The 19,366-nt window shown below is 61.5% G+C and carries 18 protein-coding genes; 1 reads left to right on the forward strand and 17 read right to left on the reverse strand.

Going from position 1 to position 19,366, the window contains the following annotated elements; translation table 11 throughout:
* A partial coding sequence (locus JNL55_RS23130) for a FecR family protein (RefSeq protein ID WP_293859605.1) occupies positions 1-550 on the forward strand: 550 nt, incomplete at its 5' end.
* 6 nt (positions 551-556) lie between these two features.
* Here the strand turns inward: JNL55_RS23130 and JNL55_RS23135 are convergent.
* From JNL55_RS23135 to JNL55_RS23215, 17 genes are all read right to left on the reverse strand, one after another.
* Positions 557-1,540 carry a formylglycine-generating enzyme family protein gene (locus tag JNL55_RS23135; RefSeq protein ID WP_293859608.1) on the reverse strand — a complete coding sequence of 328 codons (984 nt, stop codon included), beginning with the start codon at positions 1,538-1,540 and terminating at the stop codon, positions 557-559.
* 147 nt (positions 1,541-1,687) lie between these two features.
* Positions 1,688-2,470 (reverse strand): hypothetical protein, encoded by a 783-nt coding sequence (locus tag JNL55_RS23140; protein WP_293859611.1) that lies wholly within the window; start codon positions 2,468-2,470, stop codon positions 1,688-1,690.
* A 44-nt stretch (positions 2,471-2,514) separates the two neighbouring features.
* A complete protein-coding gene (locus JNL55_RS23145; protein WP_293859614.1) occupies positions 2,515-3,657 on the reverse strand; it encodes a PstS family phosphate ABC transporter substrate-binding protein in 1,143 nt (380 codons plus the stop codon).
* Positions 3,658-3,662: 5 nt separating this feature from the next.
* Positions 3,663-4,394, reverse strand: a complete 732-nt coding sequence (locus JNL55_RS23150; RefSeq protein WP_293859617.1) for a hypothetical protein — start codon at positions 4,392-4,394, stop codon at positions 3,663-3,665.
* A gap of 50 nt (positions 4,395-4,444) precedes the next feature.
* The gene (locus tag JNL55_RS23155; RefSeq protein WP_293859620.1) at positions 4,445-4,960 is read right to left on the reverse strand and encodes a hypothetical protein; all 516 of its coding nucleotides are present in this window, start codon (positions 4,958-4,960) and stop codon (positions 4,445-4,447) included.
* Positions 4,961-4,982: 22 nt separating this feature from the next.
* Positions 4,983-6,503, reverse strand: a complete 1,521-nt coding sequence (locus JNL55_RS23160; RefSeq protein WP_293859623.1) for a hypothetical protein — start codon at positions 6,501-6,503, stop codon at positions 4,983-4,985.
* A 25-nt stretch (positions 6,504-6,528) separates the two neighbouring features.
* Positions 6,529-7,506, reverse strand: coding sequence for a YncE family protein (locus JNL55_RS23165; protein WP_293859626.1), 978 nt, complete (start codon positions 7,504-7,506; stop codon positions 6,529-6,531).
* Between the two features lie 44 nt (positions 7,507-7,550).
* Positions 7,551-8,711 (reverse strand): PstS family phosphate ABC transporter substrate-binding protein, encoded by a 1,161-nt coding sequence (locus tag JNL55_RS23170; RefSeq protein ID WP_293859629.1) that lies wholly within the window; start codon positions 8,709-8,711, stop codon positions 7,551-7,553.
* Between the two features lie 8 nt (positions 8,712-8,719).
* Positions 8,720-10,945, reverse strand: a complete 2,226-nt coding sequence (locus JNL55_RS23175; protein ID WP_293859632.1) for a TonB-dependent siderophore receptor — start codon at positions 10,943-10,945, stop codon at positions 8,720-8,722.
* A 31-nt stretch (positions 10,946-10,976) separates the two neighbouring features.
* On the reverse strand, positions 10,977-12,338 hold the full coding sequence (locus JNL55_RS23180; protein ID WP_293859635.1) for a CitMHS family transporter: 1,362 nt from the start codon (positions 12,336-12,338) through the stop codon (positions 10,977-10,979).
* 105 nt (positions 12,339-12,443) lie between these two features.
* Positions 12,444-13,529, reverse strand: a complete 1,086-nt coding sequence (locus JNL55_RS23185) for an ABC transporter substrate-binding protein (RefSeq protein ID WP_293859638.1) — start codon at positions 13,527-13,529, stop codon at positions 12,444-12,446.
* The gene (locus tag JNL55_RS23190) at positions 13,526-14,929 is read right to left on the reverse strand and encodes a sensor histidine kinase (protein WP_293859641.1); all 1,404 of its coding nucleotides are present in this window, start codon (positions 14,927-14,929) and stop codon (positions 13,526-13,528) included. The genes JNL55_RS23185 and JNL55_RS23190 overlap by 4 nt, the downstream gene beginning before the upstream one ends.
* Entirely contained in the window at positions 14,919-15,599 is a 681-nt protein-coding gene (locus JNL55_RS23195) for a response regulator transcription factor (RefSeq protein WP_415923147.1), read from the reverse strand. Before JNL55_RS23195 ends, JNL55_RS23190 begins: the two co-directional genes overlap by 11 nt.
* A 72-nt stretch (positions 15,600-15,671) precedes the next feature.
* Complete coding sequence (locus JNL55_RS23200; protein WP_293859647.1) at positions 15,672-16,331, reverse strand: hypothetical protein; 660 nt, start codon at positions 16,329-16,331, stop codon at positions 15,672-15,674.
* Positions 16,328-16,987 (reverse strand): hypothetical protein, encoded by a 660-nt coding sequence (locus tag JNL55_RS23205; protein ID WP_293859650.1) that lies wholly within the window; start codon positions 16,985-16,987, stop codon positions 16,328-16,330. Before JNL55_RS23205 ends, JNL55_RS23200 begins: the two co-directional genes overlap by 4 nt.
* A gap of 202 nt (positions 16,988-17,189) precedes the next feature.
* On the reverse strand, positions 17,190-18,515 hold the full coding sequence (locus JNL55_RS23210) for a sigma-54-dependent transcriptional regulator (protein WP_293859653.1): 1,326 nt from the start codon (positions 18,513-18,515) through the stop codon (positions 17,190-17,192).
* Positions 18,497-19,366: sensor histidine kinase (locus JNL55_RS23215; protein ID WP_293859656.1), on the reverse strand; the 870-nt coding region annotated here is incomplete at its 5' end. The genes JNL55_RS23210 and JNL55_RS23215, both read right to left, overlap by 19 nt.

Here is a 19,366-nt window from a genome sequence, read left to right on the forward strand (position 1 = left end):
AAGCGACACACGGCGCGAACTTCACTTACTCGATGGCGAGGCACTGTTCTCGGTGGCGCACGACTCGACTCGCCCCTTCGAGGTTCACGTCGGTGACGCACTAGTGCGTGCAGTCGGCACCCAATTCAACATCCGGCGTAACGCTCGGGACACCACGGTCTCGGTGCTCGAAGGTACTGTGCTGGTCGCAGCGCTCGAGCCACAACAGGAGAGCGCTGCTCAGCGAGCGCAAACATTGACTGCCGGCGAGGAAGTGCGGATCACAGCACACGTCGGCTTGGATAAGCTCGCACAACCCAACGTTCGCAACGCCGTCGCCTGGCGCGATCGGGTACTGAGCTTCAATGGCGAACCGCTGGGGACGATCGCGGCAGAGATCAATCGTTACAACGACGAGCTGCGTATCGAAGTGGAAGGCAAGGCACGAGACCGGCAGCTCATCGGGGTGTTTTCGGTGGACGACCCCGAGTCGCTGCTGCAGTTCTTATCTCAACAAGACGATATCCGTATCGAGCGCAGCGGCAGAGTCGTGAAGATTCTGCCGCGCTAACTCAACTCAGCGGGGCAACTCCGGCGCGAGTGCAACTCGGAAGCCCAGGTTGATCAAACGGCCGCCTTCGGGATTCACACCGAAGCGCTGCGCCGAGCGATTGTCGTTTACTGGATTGTTCCAGCCACCGCCGCGCACTACGCGCCGGATGCCTGTCGCAGGTCCAACCGGATCGACGACTTCGCCGCCGACCAGCGGCCGCTCGTACCAATCGATGGCCCATTCCCAAACATTGCCGATCATGTCGTAGAGACCCCACGCGTTGGGTTCTTTCGTGCCGACATTGCGCGGGCCGCCGATGGCGGACTCAGCGTGCTGACGCTCAGGGCGATAGCTGATATCGAAACCACGCCCCACATAACCGACGGTGCTGTTGCCGGCATACCAGGCCAATGGATCGAGTGCGGGCGCATTGCTCTTACCCAGAATTTCCAGCGTGCCTTTGTAGATGGCACCGGTGGTGCCGGCACGCGCCGCGTATTCCCACTCGGCATCGGTGGGCAGTCGATAAACATAGCCCTTGGGCAAACGGCCGGCTTTGCGTTCGCGCTCGTTCAGCAGCGCGCAAAACTTCATCGCCTCCACCCAGTTCACCAAGTACATGGGCACGCGATCGCCGGTGTCGCCCAGTAACGCATCAGAGGTCGGCGAACTGGCAATCTTCGGTCCGTGGATGACCAGGGTCCGGACTTTTTCCTTACCATTGTCGTACAGGGTTTTGTCAGCGAAGATCGTGTCCGCTGCTGCTTTCAGGTCAGTGCCCATCAGCGCACGCCATTGGCCGTGCGTGACTTCATAGCGGCCCAGCCAGAACGGCTTGCTGATGCTGACTTTGGTCAGCGGCTCTTCATCGGTTTCGCGGCCCGGCTCATCGGCGGGGCTGCCCATCACGAAGCTGCCGGCCGGGATGGGCTGCAACTCCAGATTGATGCCGGGAATCGTTCGCGCTGCGAGCGGCTTGGCGGCTTGTGCGCCAATCGCAGTGAGCATGAGGCCAAGGAGCGCGGCAGTAGATAACGTGTGGTGGCGCATGAGCCCTCTTTTGAGTTGAGCCAGTCGCCACCACACTAAGCCTCAGCGCACCCCACTACTTTGCAGTTGAGTTCTCCAGATCAACGCTGCGGCTCTCGGATCCGTTCAGGACAGCGGCACCGCCAGGGTCTCGGTCAGGTCGTTGCGCATCGTGGCCTTGGTGTCGTTGATCTGTTTCCATTCAGCTTGCTTCATCAGCACGTCGCGCTTGAAAACGTCCTTGGCGGCTTCGGCCCGAACATGCTCCTCCGGCGACACGTACTGTTTGACCAACACTGCATTGGGCTTCACCGACGCCGGCTCACGCTCGATGTACATCGTGTAACCCAGCATGGCGCCGGTCGACTTCTGATGGGCCATGTTGGGCACCACGTACTTCTCAGTGTAGGTCTTGTATTCGGCCGGGCTGATCAGCGCCTCGTAATGATTGACCACATAATAGGAGTTGGCCGCAGTCGACGCAGCGTTGTCGCTGGCATCGTGAGCCAACACGTCGGCACGGCGAACTTTCACACCGCTTTGCTCACGCGCACCGTCACCCGACAGCCAAGTCTCCAGACTGGCCTCGTCCTTGAACTCGACCACGGCCAGTGACTTGAATCCCGGCGGCTCGCTGTTCGGCTGAGTCTGCAACACGAGCACATTGGCGATTCCCGGCGCCGCACGCAGCGACGCGATACGCACGTCATAGTCGGCCGGCGGTGTTGCATCGACCGGCACGGTGATCAAAGCAAACGCCGGGCCGCTAGCAACGGCAGCAGCAGGCTCGCTCGCAGCGGGTGCGGTCGAGGCAGTGGTTTCGGTCTTGGAACCGCAGGCGGCGAGCAACGAGCAGGCCAGCAAGGTTCCAGCTTTCAATACATTGGAATAAACATTAGTCATTCGCACGACAAATCCCCTCATTCAGATCGTTCAACACTGCGACGATGCGCTCATCGCGAATCCGGTGGGCACGCGCCCTCGACAGCCGCGAGCCGCGCTCGCGCCTGCTTCAAAAACTCACCACGCAGGGGCAGGAATACGCCTTGCTCGAGCACCACGCCCTGGCCTTCGCTACTCAACATGAAGCGCGCCCATTCGCTCAGCACTGGATCGGCGGCGCCATTCGCTGCCGGCGCGAGCAACAGATCCACGGAACGCAGCAAGGGATAGCGGCCTTCATAGACATTCGACATGGTCGGCACCACGAAAGCACCCGACTCGTCAGCCGCGAGCGCGATGGCTTTCACGCCCGGCTTCATCTGACTCAGCACAGTGATGCCGATCGCGCCGGGACTCTTCGCCACCCAGCTGGGCACGTTGTCATCGCCGTCACCCATCACGGGCAAACGATCGTTCCAGACACCTTCTCGTGCTTGCGTGCTCAGAATGCGCTGGCGAACGACGACGGCCTTCGCAGAATCCTCCACGCCGCGCCGGCCACCGCCGAGCGCTACCACCGGACGATCTTTCCATTGCGGGTTGGTGAGCCCGAGATCGCCCCACGTCCGCACCGGCGCATGACCGCGCAAACGGTCGGCGGAATAAATACCGTCGAGCTGCGCAAAAGTCAGCCCGGTGATCGGGTTGTCCTGATGCACGACGAACACCATGGTGTCCACGAAACCGAAGTGACGAAAGCTGCCCATGGCCACCGGAATCGTGATGGGATCGCGGCCACCGTGCGCACGCCGGAAGGACGCACGATCCACTGACGTGAGCTCGCGAGTCATGAATGCAAACTGTCGTTCGCCGTCCAGGAACTCCTGTAACGTCGGGCTGAGTCGCCCTTGCGGCCCGGCATACGGCGGCGGCATCGAGAACTGCGCGCCGCGCTGTTGAGTGCGAAACGCCAGCGTCCAGCGCACAGCCAGGTCCGGCATGATTGCCGGAACACTGCCACTGCGCTCACCGGCGACATCTCGCCGGCACGCAACGTAAGGCGTAAGAGAACTATCCAGCGGTGGGCGGCTCGTCTCGGGCGCCGGCAACGGTCGCCCGAGTGTTTCGCTCGCTGCCGGATTCGATGACAGCAAACAACAGGCCAGCGCCAGCACCGCAAAGGTGATTCGTCCGCCACTGTGTTTGCTGCTCATCACGCTCAGCTCCCGGTCTGGGTGACCGGCACGGCCAAGGTCCACGACTGGGTGGTGCGCAACTCTTCCTTCAGCGGCATGAGCTGTGCGTACACCGGATCGCTCGCCGCCAGTTCTTCGCTGAGCTTCTCTTTGATGGGCTCGGCGGACTGCTCGGTGGCAGCGTCAGGATATTCGAGCACTAACAAAGCTCGGCCGCGGTCCTCCAGATACATCACGTAGCTGGTCAGGATGCCTTTACTACGCTGCGCCTCGAGATACTTGGTCAAGTAACCGTCGACCCATTCCTGGAACTTCGGCACCGGTGCCACCAGCGAGTAGTAGCTGATCTTGAACATGGCGGAAGCCGAACCGCTGGCGTTCGCTGCGCTCTTGGTCAGCACCTGAGCCTGCTTGAGCGAGAGCGGTGCGACCAACTGAGTTGCATGCACGCTCCGCCACGCTTCCAGAGATGCGCCATCGGCAAACGCCAGGACCGCGAGATGCTCGAAACCCGACGGAGCTTCGCGCTTCACACTCTGCACCCAAGGCAGCTCGACCGAAGTGCCCGCGCCTTGTTGTACCAGCAGTGTTCCCAGCAGTTCTTTAGGCGCCTGCAGACCTTCAGAGACACTCAGAATCAAGTGCTGACCGGGTGCGCTGCCACTGGGTGCGGCCGTCTCGGCCTTGACGGTAGTTTCGTCCGATCGCTTGCTGCAAGCTGTGAGCGCCAAAGGCAAAGCCAGCGCAGTAGCCACACAAAGAATCGCGCGTCTGGTAAACGCAGCCATAATTATCTCCGGATCCGTTAGCTTGCTGGTTGAAACAATGCGGCGTGGTCGGCGATCTGAGCCTGCAGCCCGTCGCGCAACGCATTCGCTTCACGTAAGAAGCTCTGCTCGGTCTTGCCACTGCCGGCGGGATTCTTGAACGCGAACACGATACAACCCACATTTTTGGCCTTGGCATCGCGCAACGGCACCAGCACCAGGAACTTCGGCTCGGGGTCTTGTTTGTTCCAGCGCGGGTCGATGATGGTGAAGCCGCTCTCGATCACCATCACATCGTCGGCCGCCGACACTTTGCCGATACGATCCGGCCAACTGCCGGCAAACATCGTATACAGCTTGCTGGCACCCGGCGGCGTGCCGTGGAAGGTGACGCTGAGCAGGCCTGAGTTGGCGGCCATCAGCTGATCGACCAAGGACTGCGCCTTGATCTTGTGAGCCGGCGCAGTCCAGTTCTTCTCGACCGGCGCAGCCGCCGAGGCCACCGCAGCCAACGTGCTCAGCGCCAATAAAAACACCAAACGCAATGCTTTCATGACAGCGATTCTCCAAAGAGTCTCAAGTGTGATCGGACGGCGGCGTCGACAACGCCCACAACAACAGCGCGGCGTAGATGGCACGGCCCTGCTCGGTCAGATCGGGAAAGCGTGGCGCATCCATTGGGAACAGTGCACGGCGGCCCGGGGCCACCATGTCGTTCGCCATGGTCGCGCCCTTCTCGTACGCGAACATGGTTGCGTGTTCCGGCTGATTGGGAATGGTTGCGATGACTTGTGCGCCAGCCGGTGGGCGTGACCACGCGAGCACACCCGGCGTCTTGAACAACTTCAGCTGTCCTGCCGGCAGGCCCGCGGCGATCGGATGGAACGAACGCGCGATGTCGACGTAGTTCTCGGGTGGATACAAGCTTTCCTTGTGGTCGTTGACGCCGTAGTCGGTGTTGCGGCGGCGAGTAACCATGCTGAGCGCGTCGACTGCCTTGGCTTCCAACAACACGATCGGCAGATGCACGTCGGCGTACTTGATGCCCAATTTGTACTTATTGGTGCTCGCCGAAATGATCACCAGGTCCTTACCCTGCGCGCGGCTGTCCGGCTCCATGTGGTCAGCGGTGCTGACATCGAAGCCGAGTTCACGCAGCCAGGCGAGCTGCGCCTGATCCGAAGCTTCGTTCTCCGGCCAAGGCAGATCGTAACGGCGCACGAACAACAGCTTCTTACCCTTCGCTGCACGCGCCAAGGCGGCACGCTGCTCGGCGAAGCTGCTGGTCACCGGCGCCTGTGTCGGGCTCACTGCCCAACGCAGAGATGCATCGAACAGACGGCGACCGGAGAACCAAGCGAACTCTTTGGGATCCTGCGCCGCCGGCCCTTGCGCATCGGAAAGGATCGACCAGCTGTTGTCGCCAAGGAACAAGCCGACGCGGCGCGCCGGCGCAACCGTGTTACCCATCATCAACGCGCCCTTCTCATAAGAGAACACGGCCGCCTTGTTGTAATCGCCTTCGAAAGACACCGCGACATCCGCGCCACGAGCCGGCTTGCCCCAGCTGGGATCAGTAACGCCACCGCTGAACAACAGCGGCGCAAACATTCCCTGGGGAATCTTCGCGGCTGCCAGAATTGCGTTGGTGCTGCTGGTAGCGTGTGCGTAGTAGTCGGCGTGATTCTCATTGTGGAACGGCTTTTCGCGCACCACCGAGAAATCCTGGTGCAACTTGTCGCCCGTCATGTTCAACAACGGATACGCATAAGCATTCCAGGTTGCCACCGGCACGGTCAGCGCGCCGAGCCGACGATCCAACTCGCGGGCATTGACCGTGGAAGAAATCATCACCAGATCCTTGCCGTTGGCAGCAGCCAACGCATCGGCAGCGCTCGCCACGGTCACTGTCGCACCGAGCGTGCCCAGGTAATCCTTGATCAAAGGATCGTCGTTGGGCGCGCCGCGCTCCACCGGGCCGGTCACGAATAGAATGCGTTTGTTCTTGAGCGCATCGGCCGCGACATTGTCGGCCAGGGCGGTCGCCGACAGTGCTGCCGAACTGCACAGCAACGCCATGAGTGCTTGCTTCAACATTTGATTCCCCTCGCTTGCCGATCTGTTATTTGCCGATCGCCAGCAATTCGGTACCACCGGCCACATACAGCCGGCCGGATTTTTCATCGAAAGCCGCCGCCGTACTGCGCACGCCCAGATCGATGGATTGATCCAAGGTGGCGGTGAGTTTGGCGTTCTGCACGACATCCAAGGTGCCGCTGGCATTCGGCATGTACAGCATCACCAGGCGCGCCGGCGCGAACTGCGCGGCGATACCCGCTTCGCCTTTGCCCTGCGTGGGCACCATGCCGATCATCTGACCCGGATCTGGATCGACGATGATCATCTTGCCGTTGCCGCAGGCGACATAGATGCGGCGTTCTTTGGTGTCGTTCACCAGCGCGGTAGGTGCTTCGCCCGGCCACACAGGAATTTTTCCGAGCGACTGCAGCTTGTCGGTGTCGATGATGTGCAAAGCGTTGGCGCGCTCGTCGGCGATAAACAAGTTGCCGCGACCGTCGGCTACCGACTGGCGCAAGCGACCACCGAGTTTCACCGAGCCACGATTGCTGCCAGTGACGGCATCCAGCACGGCCAACTCACCGCTGCCGGAGTTGGACACATAGATCCGACGCGTCTTCGAGTCGTACTCGATCTCGCGCGGCTCGCGGCCACCCGATTTAACCGTGGCGATGGCCTGCAATGTTTCCAAGTCGAACAGCGTTACAGTGCCGCTGTCACGATTGCTGACATAGCCACGACGCACATCCGAGGCGAGCTTGATGGAGCCCGGCGCGCCGGTAGTGGCAATGCCTCCGACTTTCTTGCCCGACTCGACGTCATAGACATCGACACCGCCTTCACGAGCGGCGTACAAACGACGCGCGGCGCTGTCGATCGCCATCGCATCCACAGTGCCAGCGGCTTCGCTGGCAATCTTCTGCAGCACCCGATACCCCGGCGCATCGGCGCTCGCCAGCGGCGCGGCGATGGCTGCGATGCCGAGCACCGCCGCGGAGCAAATCGCTTTGAGGGAGTTCATGAGGCTTCCTATCGTTAGAGGAGCTGGTAGGCGAATCTGATCGTTCAGGGCTCGAGCAACTTGCGAGCAAGCGCAGCCTGCTCGGCACGCAGCGGTAAAAAGATCGCGTGATCTCGCACCGCTTGCTGTCCATCGCGGCTCAGCATGAATTTCACGAAGGCGTCCAAGGCCGGCGGCAACGGTTTGCCCGGCACCTTGTTGACGTTGAAGAACACCAATCGACTGAGCGGATACTTGGCCAGCGCGACGTTCTCATAGGTCGGCGCCAGCGCCGGACCACCAGGCTCGGCCGACAACGGCAACATCTTCACCGGCGCATCGATGTACGCGAGGCCTGAGTAACCGATGGCGTAGCGATCGTTGGCAACATCGGCCGCCAGCGGAAACACCACCTTCTCGAAGTTCATGTCGGTGCGCCATTCGCCGCGAGCCGTGTCGGTGCTCAAGATGCGTTGGCGAATGAATTCTTCGAAGCCGTTCCAAGGCTGCACGCCGTAGACGTGAATAGGCTGGTTCGCCCATTCGCCTTTCAGCCCCAACTGTCCCCAAGTGCGAATCGCCGCCCCGCCGCGATGACGCGTGCTGGAGAACAGCGCATCGATCTGTTTGAAGTCCAATTGCGCCAGCGGATTGTCCGGGTGCACGAAGAACCCCATCGCATCCAGAAAGCCGTAGTGTCGATAGCTGCCGCCGGCAATCGGAATGCTGGTGGGCGCATAACCGAAACGCTCTTTGAATTCCTTGATGTCCTCGGGCTTGAGTTCACGCGACACGAAGACGAAGTCGGCAGACTCCTTGATCAGTTCCTTGGTGCCCAGGCTGCCGGCGTACGGCGGCACGATGCCGAGCTGCACCTCGCGATGCTGGGCCTTGAAGCGCTCGAACCACAGCTGCACCAACTCCACCAGGACATCGGAGGAACCGCCGCTAAATTTTCCAGACAGCGCGCCGGACGCCGGCCGATACGCCGGCAACGAACCATCCACCGACGGCTGCAACAACTCGGGTTGCGGCAGCGTGCGTCCGTGCATGCGACCCCGCTCCTTCTCAGCCTCGGTTTGAGGCGTTGCCGGAGCGACGGGCGGTAGCAACCATTCCACCGAACCCGCCGGCCGCGTCACCGTTTTCATCGGCGCATCGCTCGCCGCAGCGGTGCCGACGATGCTCAGCATGAGCACCGCCGCGCCGTGACCTAATTTGGTCACGAACGTCCTCACAGATTCACCCGCCAGGACAGAGTCACATTCCGCGGCATGCCCGGCACCACGCCCACTTCATTGGTGGTGGAGTTGACGCCTTCGAAGTAACGCTCGTCGAACAGGTTGCCGAACTTGAGCGTGAAATCGAACCGCTCGCCGAGCTCGTAGTACAACGCGAAGTCCGCGACGGTGTAACTCGGCAACATCAGGATTCGGCGGTCGGAAGCGCTCGGCAAACTGCCAGCCACTTCGCTGCTATGGAACGCGCCCAAGCCCACACCGAGTCCCTGTAGCGGACCCGTGTCGATGTCATAGCGAACCCAGAGGTTGGCCGCGCGGCGTGCCGAGTTCGTCAGCTGCGCACCGACCAGAGGAGCGGCGGGCGCGTTGAATGTTTCCTCGACTCGCGCATCGGTGTACGCAACGCCGCCGATGACCTGCAGGTTGTGGAGCGGGCTGTAGTTCACTTCGAGCTCGACGCCCTCGGAACGTTCAGCACCTACCTGCTGCGAACACGTGCCGGGCACGCCAGCATTACAGGTGATTGCCGCCAGCGTGTTCTCTTTCTTGATGTCGAACAGCGCCAGCGTGGCCGTCAGCCGCTCCTGGAGCATGTCCAGCTTGGCGCCGACTTCAAACTGTTTACCGGTTTGCGGATCGAAAGGATTGGCTGCGCCCGCCGCATCCTGCACGCCGGCCGCCTGCGGCACGAACGAGGTCGCGTAGCTGGCATACAGAGTCCATGACTGAGTCGGTTGGAACATCAAGCCCGCCGTCGGCAGGACTTCAGAGCTGTCGGTCTTCTGGCTGGTGAGCGGCGGCGTCTTGCGCTCTTCGGTCTCCTGTTTCTCGCTGGCGTAACGCAGACCGAAGCTGGCTTTCCAACGCTCCGACAACGTCACCAGATCGGACAGGTACACGCCCGCCGAGGTGTTCTCGGTATAGCGACGATTCAACGGCCCCGGCGCATAACCGGACAGCGGCAGCACGTTGCCGTACACCGGGTTGTAGACGTTGACGTTGAGGCGCCCAGCACCCGGCACCGCATTCGGTCCCGTGGTCGGGCCGTTGAAGAACTGGATGCGTTCGAAGTCCGTGGTGTCGATGCCGGCGTTCACGCCAACCAGCAACTTGTGTTCGAGCGCACCGGTGGCAAACGGAATGGACAGATTGCTATCCAGATAATTGTAGGTGCGCTTGTTCAGCTGCTGACGCGCACGCCGCTGCAGAGTGACCTGGTCGGCCAACACCGCCACGTTGTCGAAGCCCCGCGCCGTATCCTCTGAATTCACGCTACGGAATGCGGCATTGAGGCGCACGTCGTCACCGAAGTCATGAGACAACGACAACGTACCGCCGTAGCCCTCTTCTTCCTGCACGTCGCCCGGCTCTTGATAGCGCGTGCGAATATCGGCAATCAGCCGCGCATCCTTGTTCGGAGCGACCAGCTGGTTGTCATAGGCGTTCTTGCGCTTGCGATATTCCAGCGACAGTCCGAGCGTGGTGTCGTCGGTGATGTTCCAGGTGGCGCTGGGCGAAAAATATTGCGAGTCCTCGAAGCCATCGCGGAACGTGTCGCGGTCGGTGTGTTCGGCAACCATCCGATACAACAGCTGACCGTCGCCAATCGGACCGGTGACATCGAAGCCGGCGTTGTAGCCGGACGCGTCGCCGAACGACAGGCCGCCGCCACTGAAGGAGTTGGCACGCAGGTCGATGATGGCGCCGAAGGTATCTTTGGGCTTCTTGCTGACGATGTTGATGAAGCCGCCAGGCTGCGCCTGGCCGTACAGCACCGATGCCGGCCCCTTCACCACTTCGACATGCTCGGAAGCAAACGTCGGCGGCGAACCGAAGCGGCCGCTCAAGCCCGGCAGACCGTCGACCAGGATGGCGCCTTTGTCCGCCTGCGTGGTCTTGAAGCCGCGGATCGATACGTCATAGCCGCTGACGCCGCCACGACGCACGCCCGTCATGTAGCTGTAGAGATCGGCGACGTTGGTGGTCTCGATGGCTTTCATGAAAGCGTCGCTGTAATTGGCGACCGAGAACGGCGTGTCCATCACGCTCACGTCCTGCTTCATGGCACTGGTGGCACCGGTCGCGACGAACTTCGCTTCGACGGTCACGGTTTCCAGTTCTGGCTCCGCCGTCTCACCTGCTCCCTGATTCGTTTGCGCAGCACTCACGTTGCTGAGCGCCATCAACACCGTGGTCGCAGCCACATAATTCCGCAGCATAGATACCCCCGAAAAACGCCTGGCCTGTTAGTTATCGAGCCATCAGCGGAAACAAACCGAACAACAGCGACGCCACCATCATCAGCAAGCACACCAGCACCGCCCACTTGATCGTGAACTTCTGATGGTCGCCGAACTCGACGTTCGCCAGTCCCACCAACAAATACGTGGACGGCACCAATGGACTGAGCAGATGCACTGGCTGGCCGATCAACGAAGCGCGCGCCATTTCCACCGGCGTGATGCCGGCCGTGCTCGCCATCTCAGACACGATGGGCAGCACGCCGTAGTAGAAGGCGTCGTTCGAAATGAAGAAGGTGAATGGCATGCTGGCGAGCGCGGTGATCGTCGCCAACGCCGGCGCCCACGACTTCGGCACCACATGCAACAAGCTGCCGGACATGGCTTCGACCATGCCGGTGCCGGAAAGAATGCCGGTGAACACACCGGCAGCGAAGATTAGCGATACGACCGCGAGCACATTGCCGGCATGCGCAGTGATTCGGGCGCGCTGCTCGGCGACCTGCGGATAATTCACGACGATGGCGATCGCGAACGCCAGCATGAACAGCACTGGCAGCGGCAGAATGCTGGTGATCAATCCAACCAGCAGCGCCACCGTGAGCAGCGCGTTGAACCAACGCAGCTTGGGACGCTTCAACACCTCCGCCGGATCGGTCTCGATGATAACTGCTGAAGCTGTCACGACCGGCTGCGGCTGATGAGCCTGATGAAAGACGACGGTAGGCGCGAGCGGTGCCGGCGCTAACACCAGTTTCCCCAACCGCTGACGTTCACGCAGGCCCAGAAAATAAGCGAGCAGGAACACTCCGCCCACACCCACGGCCATCACCGGAATCAGCGGCAGGAAGACTTCGGAAGGATCGACGTGCAACGCCGTGGCCGCGCGTGCCAGCGGTCCACCCCAAGGCGTTAGATTCATCACGCCGCCAGCGAGAATGGTGACGCAGGTGAGATTCAAAGGGTTCAGGCCGAGACGCTTGTACAACGGCAGCACCGACGCCACGGTGATCATGTACGTGGTCGAACCATCGCCATCGAGAGAGACCAGCGCGGCAAGCACTGCAGTGCCGACCACGACCTTCATCGGATCGTTACCGACACTGCGCAAGATGGCCTTCACCACCGGATCGAACAAACCGGCGTCGATCATGATGCCGAAGTACAGGATGGCGAACATCAGCATCACGCCGGTGGGCGCGAGCAAGCGAATGCCGTCGAGCATCATCTTGCCGAGTGCTTCGCTACCGAAGCCGGCGACCAACGCAAAGATCAGGGGGATGGCGATCAGCGCCACCAGCGGCGAGGCACGCTTGGTCATGATCAACGTCATGAACGTGATCACCATGCCAAAGCCGAGCAGCGTCAGCATGGCGAAGCGCACCTGGTTGTCATCGCTAAACCCCCTACATGACCCGGCCCGCCAGCCCTCGTAGTTGGGGCTGTGTCGCCGATGGGGAGGGAGTCTAGGAAACTATTACTGTCTAGGACCTGTCATGGTCGCGCCCTGCCAATTCGCCAGGAAACGGCGCTTTTTCTGCGCGTCCAGATACACCAGCAGGCCCGGCCCGAGCACCACCGGCCGCAGCGGACCGACGGTGGCATCGATGATGCCCAGTTGGGTGTGACGGCCCGGCACTTCATCGCGAATGGCCGGCAGCGCGCCGCGGTCGGCCAGCGTTCGCTGACCGCGTAAGGAGACCAGATATTCCAGAAACCTATGCGCCGCCACGGGATTCGGTGCACTGGCGGGCAACACCGCTGTACGCGATACCACCAACGTGTAATCGCGCGGATACACAATGGCCAACGGCGCACCCGCCGCTGTGCGCTTTTGCGCGTACGAACCCAGCAAGTTGTAGCCGATGGCCAGCTGTCCGGATTCGAGTTGATCGAGCAACTCGGCAGTACGTTTGACCGCTTTCACTTCGGCATAGCGCATGGCCTCGACCAACGCAGCAAATTCGCTGCTTTGACGCGCGTCCTGAGACGCCAGCAAATACCCGACGCTGCTATCGGCAATGTCATAGGTGCCCACCCGCCCGCGCCAGAAATCCGGCTCGCGCCGTAGCAGCTGTAACAACTCGCCCCGCGACTTGGGTAGCACGCGCCCCACGAACGCATCCAGGTTGAAGACCATCACAGCGGGCTCGAACGTGAAGCCGAACGCCTGGTCGCGCCAACGAGCCCAACCGGGCAAAGCACGCGAATTCTCCGATTCGTGAGTCGCCGCGTAACCGTCATTCACCAGCTTGGCCTGCAGATCCATCGCTGGGCTGAGTAACAGATCGGCGCGAGGCTCACGACGCGCAATGTCCTGAAGAAATCGATAGTAAAGTGCAGTGCTCTCGATATCCTCGTAGCGCACCGTGATGCCTGGATTCAATTGCTGGAAGTCCCGCACCACCGGCTCGAAGACCGCGGTGTCGGTGGTGCTGTAAATGGTGAGCACACTGGTCTCGTTGCCGACCGCGGCGAACTCCACCTCGACATCCACTTCCGCCTGAACCTGCGGCAGCCACATCAGGGCCGACAACACTACGAATTTGGCTAGCTGTTTCATGTCGTCACACCCTGCTTCGCACGAGGCAGCTGTATCGCCACTTCCAGGCCCCCGCCCGGCCGCTCGTTCAAGGTCACTTGCCCCTGATGGCTCGCCACCGCGCGCCGCACGATGGCCAGCCCGAGGCCTGCGCCTGGCGTGCCGCTATCGCCGCGAGCAAAGCGTTCGAAAACGCGCTCGCGTTCAGTGGCTGGAATTCCCAGTCCGCGATCCGACACTGTCAGCAGATAAGCATCTGCCTGCTCGTGCAACGAAACCAGTACCGGCTCACTGGTGGTGCTGCCGTACTTGAGCGCGTTGTCGATCAAATTCTTCAGCGCCTCGCCCAGCATCAATGCATCGCCGACGAACGGAGCTACATCGAGCTCGCAGTTCACTTGCACGTCTTTGTGGCGCGCTCGGGGCACGGCCTCGATGACAGCTTCGTGCACTACTTCAAGCAGATCGAAAGGTTCGGATACTCGCACGTCCGCCCGGTGACTCACCGTCGCGTCGCTCAGCAACTGATCCAACAAGCGTGACAAGCGGGCCGCATTACGCTCCACCGCGGCGAGGCTCCGACGCAGGCCTTCCGCATCTTCATCGGCCGCAACGTGAGCTTGAACTCTAAGCGTCGCAAGCGGTGTCCGCATCTGATGCGCAGCCTCGGCGATGAAAGCTCGCAAGGCATCGATGTTCGACGACAGGCGCCGCATGAAACCGTTGATGGCCTCGATCAAAGGTGCCATCTCTTTCGGGACCGGCTCCACCAGTGGCCGCAAGTCTTCCGGTGCACGCGCCGACAGATCCTCACCAACCCTCTGCAGAGGACGCAGCACGCGCGGCACACCAACCATGACCAGCACTAGCGCGAGCAAAGTCATCAAAGAGATTGGAGCGACGGCGCCCAGCACCAACTCGCGAGACAACGCATCGCGCGCTCGCCGCGTCTGCCCCACTTGCACCCACACCCAGCCCTGCACGTCGGGCTCGCTGATCTGCCGACCCAGCACTGCGAAACGTACTGGCTCACCGCGATAGTGTGCATCGAAGAAGCGTGGCACATCGAATGCCACGCTCCGGTCCGAAGCGGCCGGTAGTTGCCAGCGAGGCAAGTCGTCGTAACCAGTGATGGTGCCGGCATCCGGCCCGAACACTCGATAGAACACGCGATCGTCAGGCGCCGCCGACAACATGTCGAGCGAAGCGTACGGCACATCGACTTGCACCTGACCTGCTTCGATGGACAGGGTCTCGGCAATCGACAAAGCTGAACCGGCCAGCAAGCGATCGAAGGACTTGTCGGCAGCCAGACGGCCATACGCTTGCGCAGCGATGAACAGCACGATGGTGCCGCCCAGAAACAGCAGGGCCAGCATGCCCACCAGCCGAGTGCGTAACGACAGCGTTTTAAGCTTCATCACCCGAGTCTGTCGTCTCGGCAATATAGCCCACGCCTCTCACCGTCCGAATCCGCAGCGCCGTGCCCAGTTTCCGGCGCAAGCGCCCGATATACAGCTCGATGGCATTGGCGCCACCCTCGGCGTCGAAGTCGAACAGCTGTGAGGCAATCTCGTCCTTGCTCACCACCTTATCGATGTTGCCGATCAAGATCTCGAGCAGACGGTACTCGCGATTCGGCAACGTCAGCGGCACGCCGCGCAGTTTGGCTACTTTGGCACCACGGTCGAATTCCAGTTCGCCGATGACGGTGGTGCCCGACGCCACACCTTGAGTGCGACGTAGCAGAGCGCGACAACGGGCGTCGAACTCACGCAGATCGAACGGCTTGGACAAATAATCGTCGGCGCCAAAGTCCAGCGCACCGACCCGATCTTCGATGTTGGAGCGCGCGGTCAACATCAACACCGGCGTGCGATTGCCCTGCCCTCGCAACCAACGAACGACTGCGAAACCGTCCTTACGCGGCAAACCGATGTCCAGCACCACCAAATCGTATTGTTGATAGCTCAGTACTTCCTGGGCCGACTGGCCGTCGCGTTGCCAGTCCACCGCGTATCCTTGCCGACGCAGGTGCCTGAGCACGGCATCGCCCAGGTCCGGCTCGTCTTCCACCACCAGGATGCGCATCGTCCCCTCAGTCTCATGGTCCAACTGCAGGCCCTTATAGCAGTTGCCAAAGCTGGCTGACAGCAGCGTCAATCACGTCAGGTCCAGGGTCACCGCCAACACAATGACATGATCGCGATGCCAGGGCTCGCTCGAACCGGGGCGTTTGTGGTTCAGCAAATAGGCGAGCGACCAGGTCCCGCCGCCGTCGGCGCGGCGCTTCAAGCGCAGCGGCGTGAGCTTGGTTTCGATCCAGGTCGATTGACGAAAGTCATAGATACATTCCAGCACCGAATCCATGGACCACGCTTCCGCCAACCCCGCCGGGCGCCAGTCGATTTTGGGAATCGAGTGATACCGATACAGCACGCCGCCGGCGGCCGGATTCACGATGCCCAAGCGATGGGTCAGCTGAGTGTTGTGCGGCCCTAGCCCGCCGGACATCGCTAAATCCAATTCCAAGGTGTGCGCAGTGGTCCAACTATCATCCGCGGCGCGGCCTCGAGCGAACTTGTAAGTGGCCGCTGCATCCAGCCACGACGACAAGCGGCGCTGCAGTTTCGGTTTCAGTTCCCAGCCATGCAGCCGAGTCGAGCTGTCGGCGGACGTGAGCTTCCAGCCCACGCCCGCCTTCCATTCGCCCTGCTGTGACAACAGCGCATCGCCTTCCTGCCACAGGCGCATGCCGTCGGCCTGCGCTGTGGCCATGCTCATCAGCATGGCCACGCAGACTGCAAGCGCCTGCCTGATCATCGAGTGACTCCGTACAACGAAGTCATCGGACCATTGTCCACCCCGATCTCGGTGGCTTCCAACGAGCGACCGAATTCATTCTGAGTGCCGACACCGCGAGCGGCAATCATCCGACCCACACTCAATTGCGAACCGATGACCCATTGCGCTTGCTTGCCAAGACGCAGCGCCGTGCCGTCTTCGAGCAGCGCCATCTTCACTTCACCCTTCTTGCCGTAAACCAGATGCGAGACTCGGCCTTGAGCTTCCAGCTGTCGCAGCGTCGCAGAGCGCAAATGCTTCGGCAGCTTGGCGGCGAACTTCGGCTTCGGCGTGCGAATCAGCACAGCACCGCTGTTGGTGTTGCTGAGCTGCCAGGCTTCGATCACTTTCGGTTGGGTGATGGCACCGGTCACTGCGACCGAATCGCCTGGCGCGATGGCGGCACGCACTTCGCTCGACTGATGCGCAGGAAACTTCACCAACGAGCCGTCAGCCAGCAACAACCCATCGACATCACCGAACACATCGATGACGTAGCGCTGTACTTGCTGCGGCGGCAGCTGGCCCGATTGCTGATACATGCCAGCCGTCGCCGGTTTGTGCTTCTGAGCACTGGCAGTCAACGGCGTGGCCGCGGAGAGCGCTGCGAGAATTATCACGGGAAAATATTTCATGTCGCGTTACCTCTTGAGTTCACGCGAAATGAATTGCAGCCTTCGTGCCAGATCGAAAAGTGGCCAGGTTTCAGCCACTTGCGCCGCTGCCGAACGAGAACTTACGGCGAATTGCGTTCGCTTGCGAGACGGGCTGTCTCAGCGCCGGACAGCAGCGCAGCGAGTGTTCGTTACGGAGACAGGTGTCTCAGTAACGGACACTTCATTCTTCAGCGTTCGGGTCGATGCCCAGCGAACTCAGCTTGCGATACAACTGGGCTCGACTGATGCCCAAGCGACGCGCGGCATCGGCACGATTGCCTTTGGCGTCGGCCAACGCGGCAATGACCAAATCACGCTCCAAAGACGCCACCGCCGCCGGCATGCGCGACGCTGGATCGACCTTGGATTGCCCAGACGCGGCACCAAGAAAATCTAGATCGGCCGCTTCGATCAAACCACCCGAGACCATCACGCCAACGCGCTCCATGGCGTTACGAAGCTCTCGAACATTGCCAGGCCAAGTCGCTTCGCGCAGCCGCTCTTGAGCGGATGACGACAAGGTTCGTGCTGGGCCCGGTTGTTCACGCAGAAATTTCTTTGCGAGCGGCACGATGTCGTCGCGGCGCTCTCGCAGCGGTGGCATGTCGATACACAGCACGTTCAACCGGAAGAACAGGTCTTGGCGAAACTCGCCTTTGCTGACCATCTCCGGCAGGTCGCGATGAGTCGCTGCAATCACGCGCACGTCGAGCGGGCGTTCCTGCGTGTCGCCGAGACGTACCAGCCGCCGTTCCTGTAACACCCGCAAGATTTTCGCTTGCATGGCCAGTGGCATGTCGCCGATCTCATCGAGCATCAGCGTGCCTTGGTTGGCCTGCTCAAAGCTGCCGACGCGCGTTGCCAGCGCTCCGCTGAACGCGCCTTTGGCGTGGCCAAACAATTCGGACTCGAGCAACTCCGCCGGCACGGCCGCACAGTTGATCGCAATGAAAGGCCCCTGGGCGCGAGTACTGAACTGATGCAACGTTCGAGCAGCGACCTCTTTGCCTGCTCCGGTCTCGCCGGTGATCAACACCGTCGCATCACTGGCGGCGGCGCGACCGATGAGCTTGTTGACCTCGCGCATCGCGGGACTCATCGGCTCGAAGCCGTCGGCATTCGCCGTCTCCTCCGCGCTTGGTGTCGCAGTCAGTGCCTTGCGCAAGAACTCCTGAATGTCGCTGCGACCGATGGGCTTAGCGACATGATCGAACGCGCCAAGACGCATCGCCTCAATCGTGCCGTGCGCGTCGGCGTAAGCTGTGAGCATCAACACCGGCGGCAGTTGCTCACCGAATCGCGACCGCGCTTCACGCAGCACTTCAGTGCCCAAGTCCCGCCCGAGGCGATAGTCCAGCATCACCGCTTGCACGCCGCCCTTGCTCAACGCAGCCAACGCGGTCTCACCGTCGTGCGCTTCGACAACCTCGTGACCCAGGCCTTCTAAAGTCTCGACCAGGCTGGCACGAAAGCCGTGGTCGTCGTCGACTACGAGGATGCGAGCCATGGAATTCTCAGTTCGATACTAGTGCCGGGCCGCTGTGACAACACACGGATCTCGCCGCCATGAGCTTCCACTGTCTCTCGTGCGAGCGCGAGACCCAAGCCCGCGCCACCCGGGCGAGTCGTAAAGAATGGATCGAAGACGCGAGCCTCGATGTCCGCTGGAATTCCCGGCCCCGCGTCGCGCACCGTCACCACCAAATGATCTTCCAGCACCTGCATCGTCAAACCGATCTCCGAACCCGCCGGCGCGAACGCCAGCGCATTGCTCAATAACCCATCGACCACCCTCCCCAGATGAACCGAGTCGAAGCTCCAACGCTCAGCGCGAATCTCCGGCACGATGGTTACATCGTTCGCCGACGCCCGCGCTTGCGCCGAAGCGACCAACGGTTCGAGCCACTCCGCCAAGTTGACGACGGTGGGCTGCAACCGAATCTCACGTCCCAGCTCCAGCAGCGAACGCACCAGCCGCTCCAGACGGTCCACTTCCTCCATGATTCTATTCAATGTCTGGGTTTGCGCCGGGCCCGCGCTCTCGCCAGCCAAAGCATTTTCCGCTCGCAAGCGAATCGTCGCTAGCGGATTGCGTATCTCATGCGCCAACGCGGCGGACACGCGACCCAATGCCGCCAAACGCTCAGCGCTGGTAAGTCGAGTTGTCAGCGTTGCCGTGCGCGCCTTGGAGGCTCGCAAGTCTTCACTCAGGGTATTGATGGCTGTGCCGATGTCGTCCAGTTCGCGCTCATGGAACGTGGGCACAGTTGGTAAATCTTCCAACGGCCGGACCGACAACACGCCACGCATTTGAGTCAGAGCGGAGTTCCAGCGACCTAGCACCCAAGCGAGCCAGGC

The sequence above is a fragment of the Steroidobacter sp. genome, assembly GCF_016790065.1.
Lineage (GTDB): Bacteria > Pseudomonadota > Gammaproteobacteria > Steroidobacterales > Steroidobacteraceae > Steroidobacter.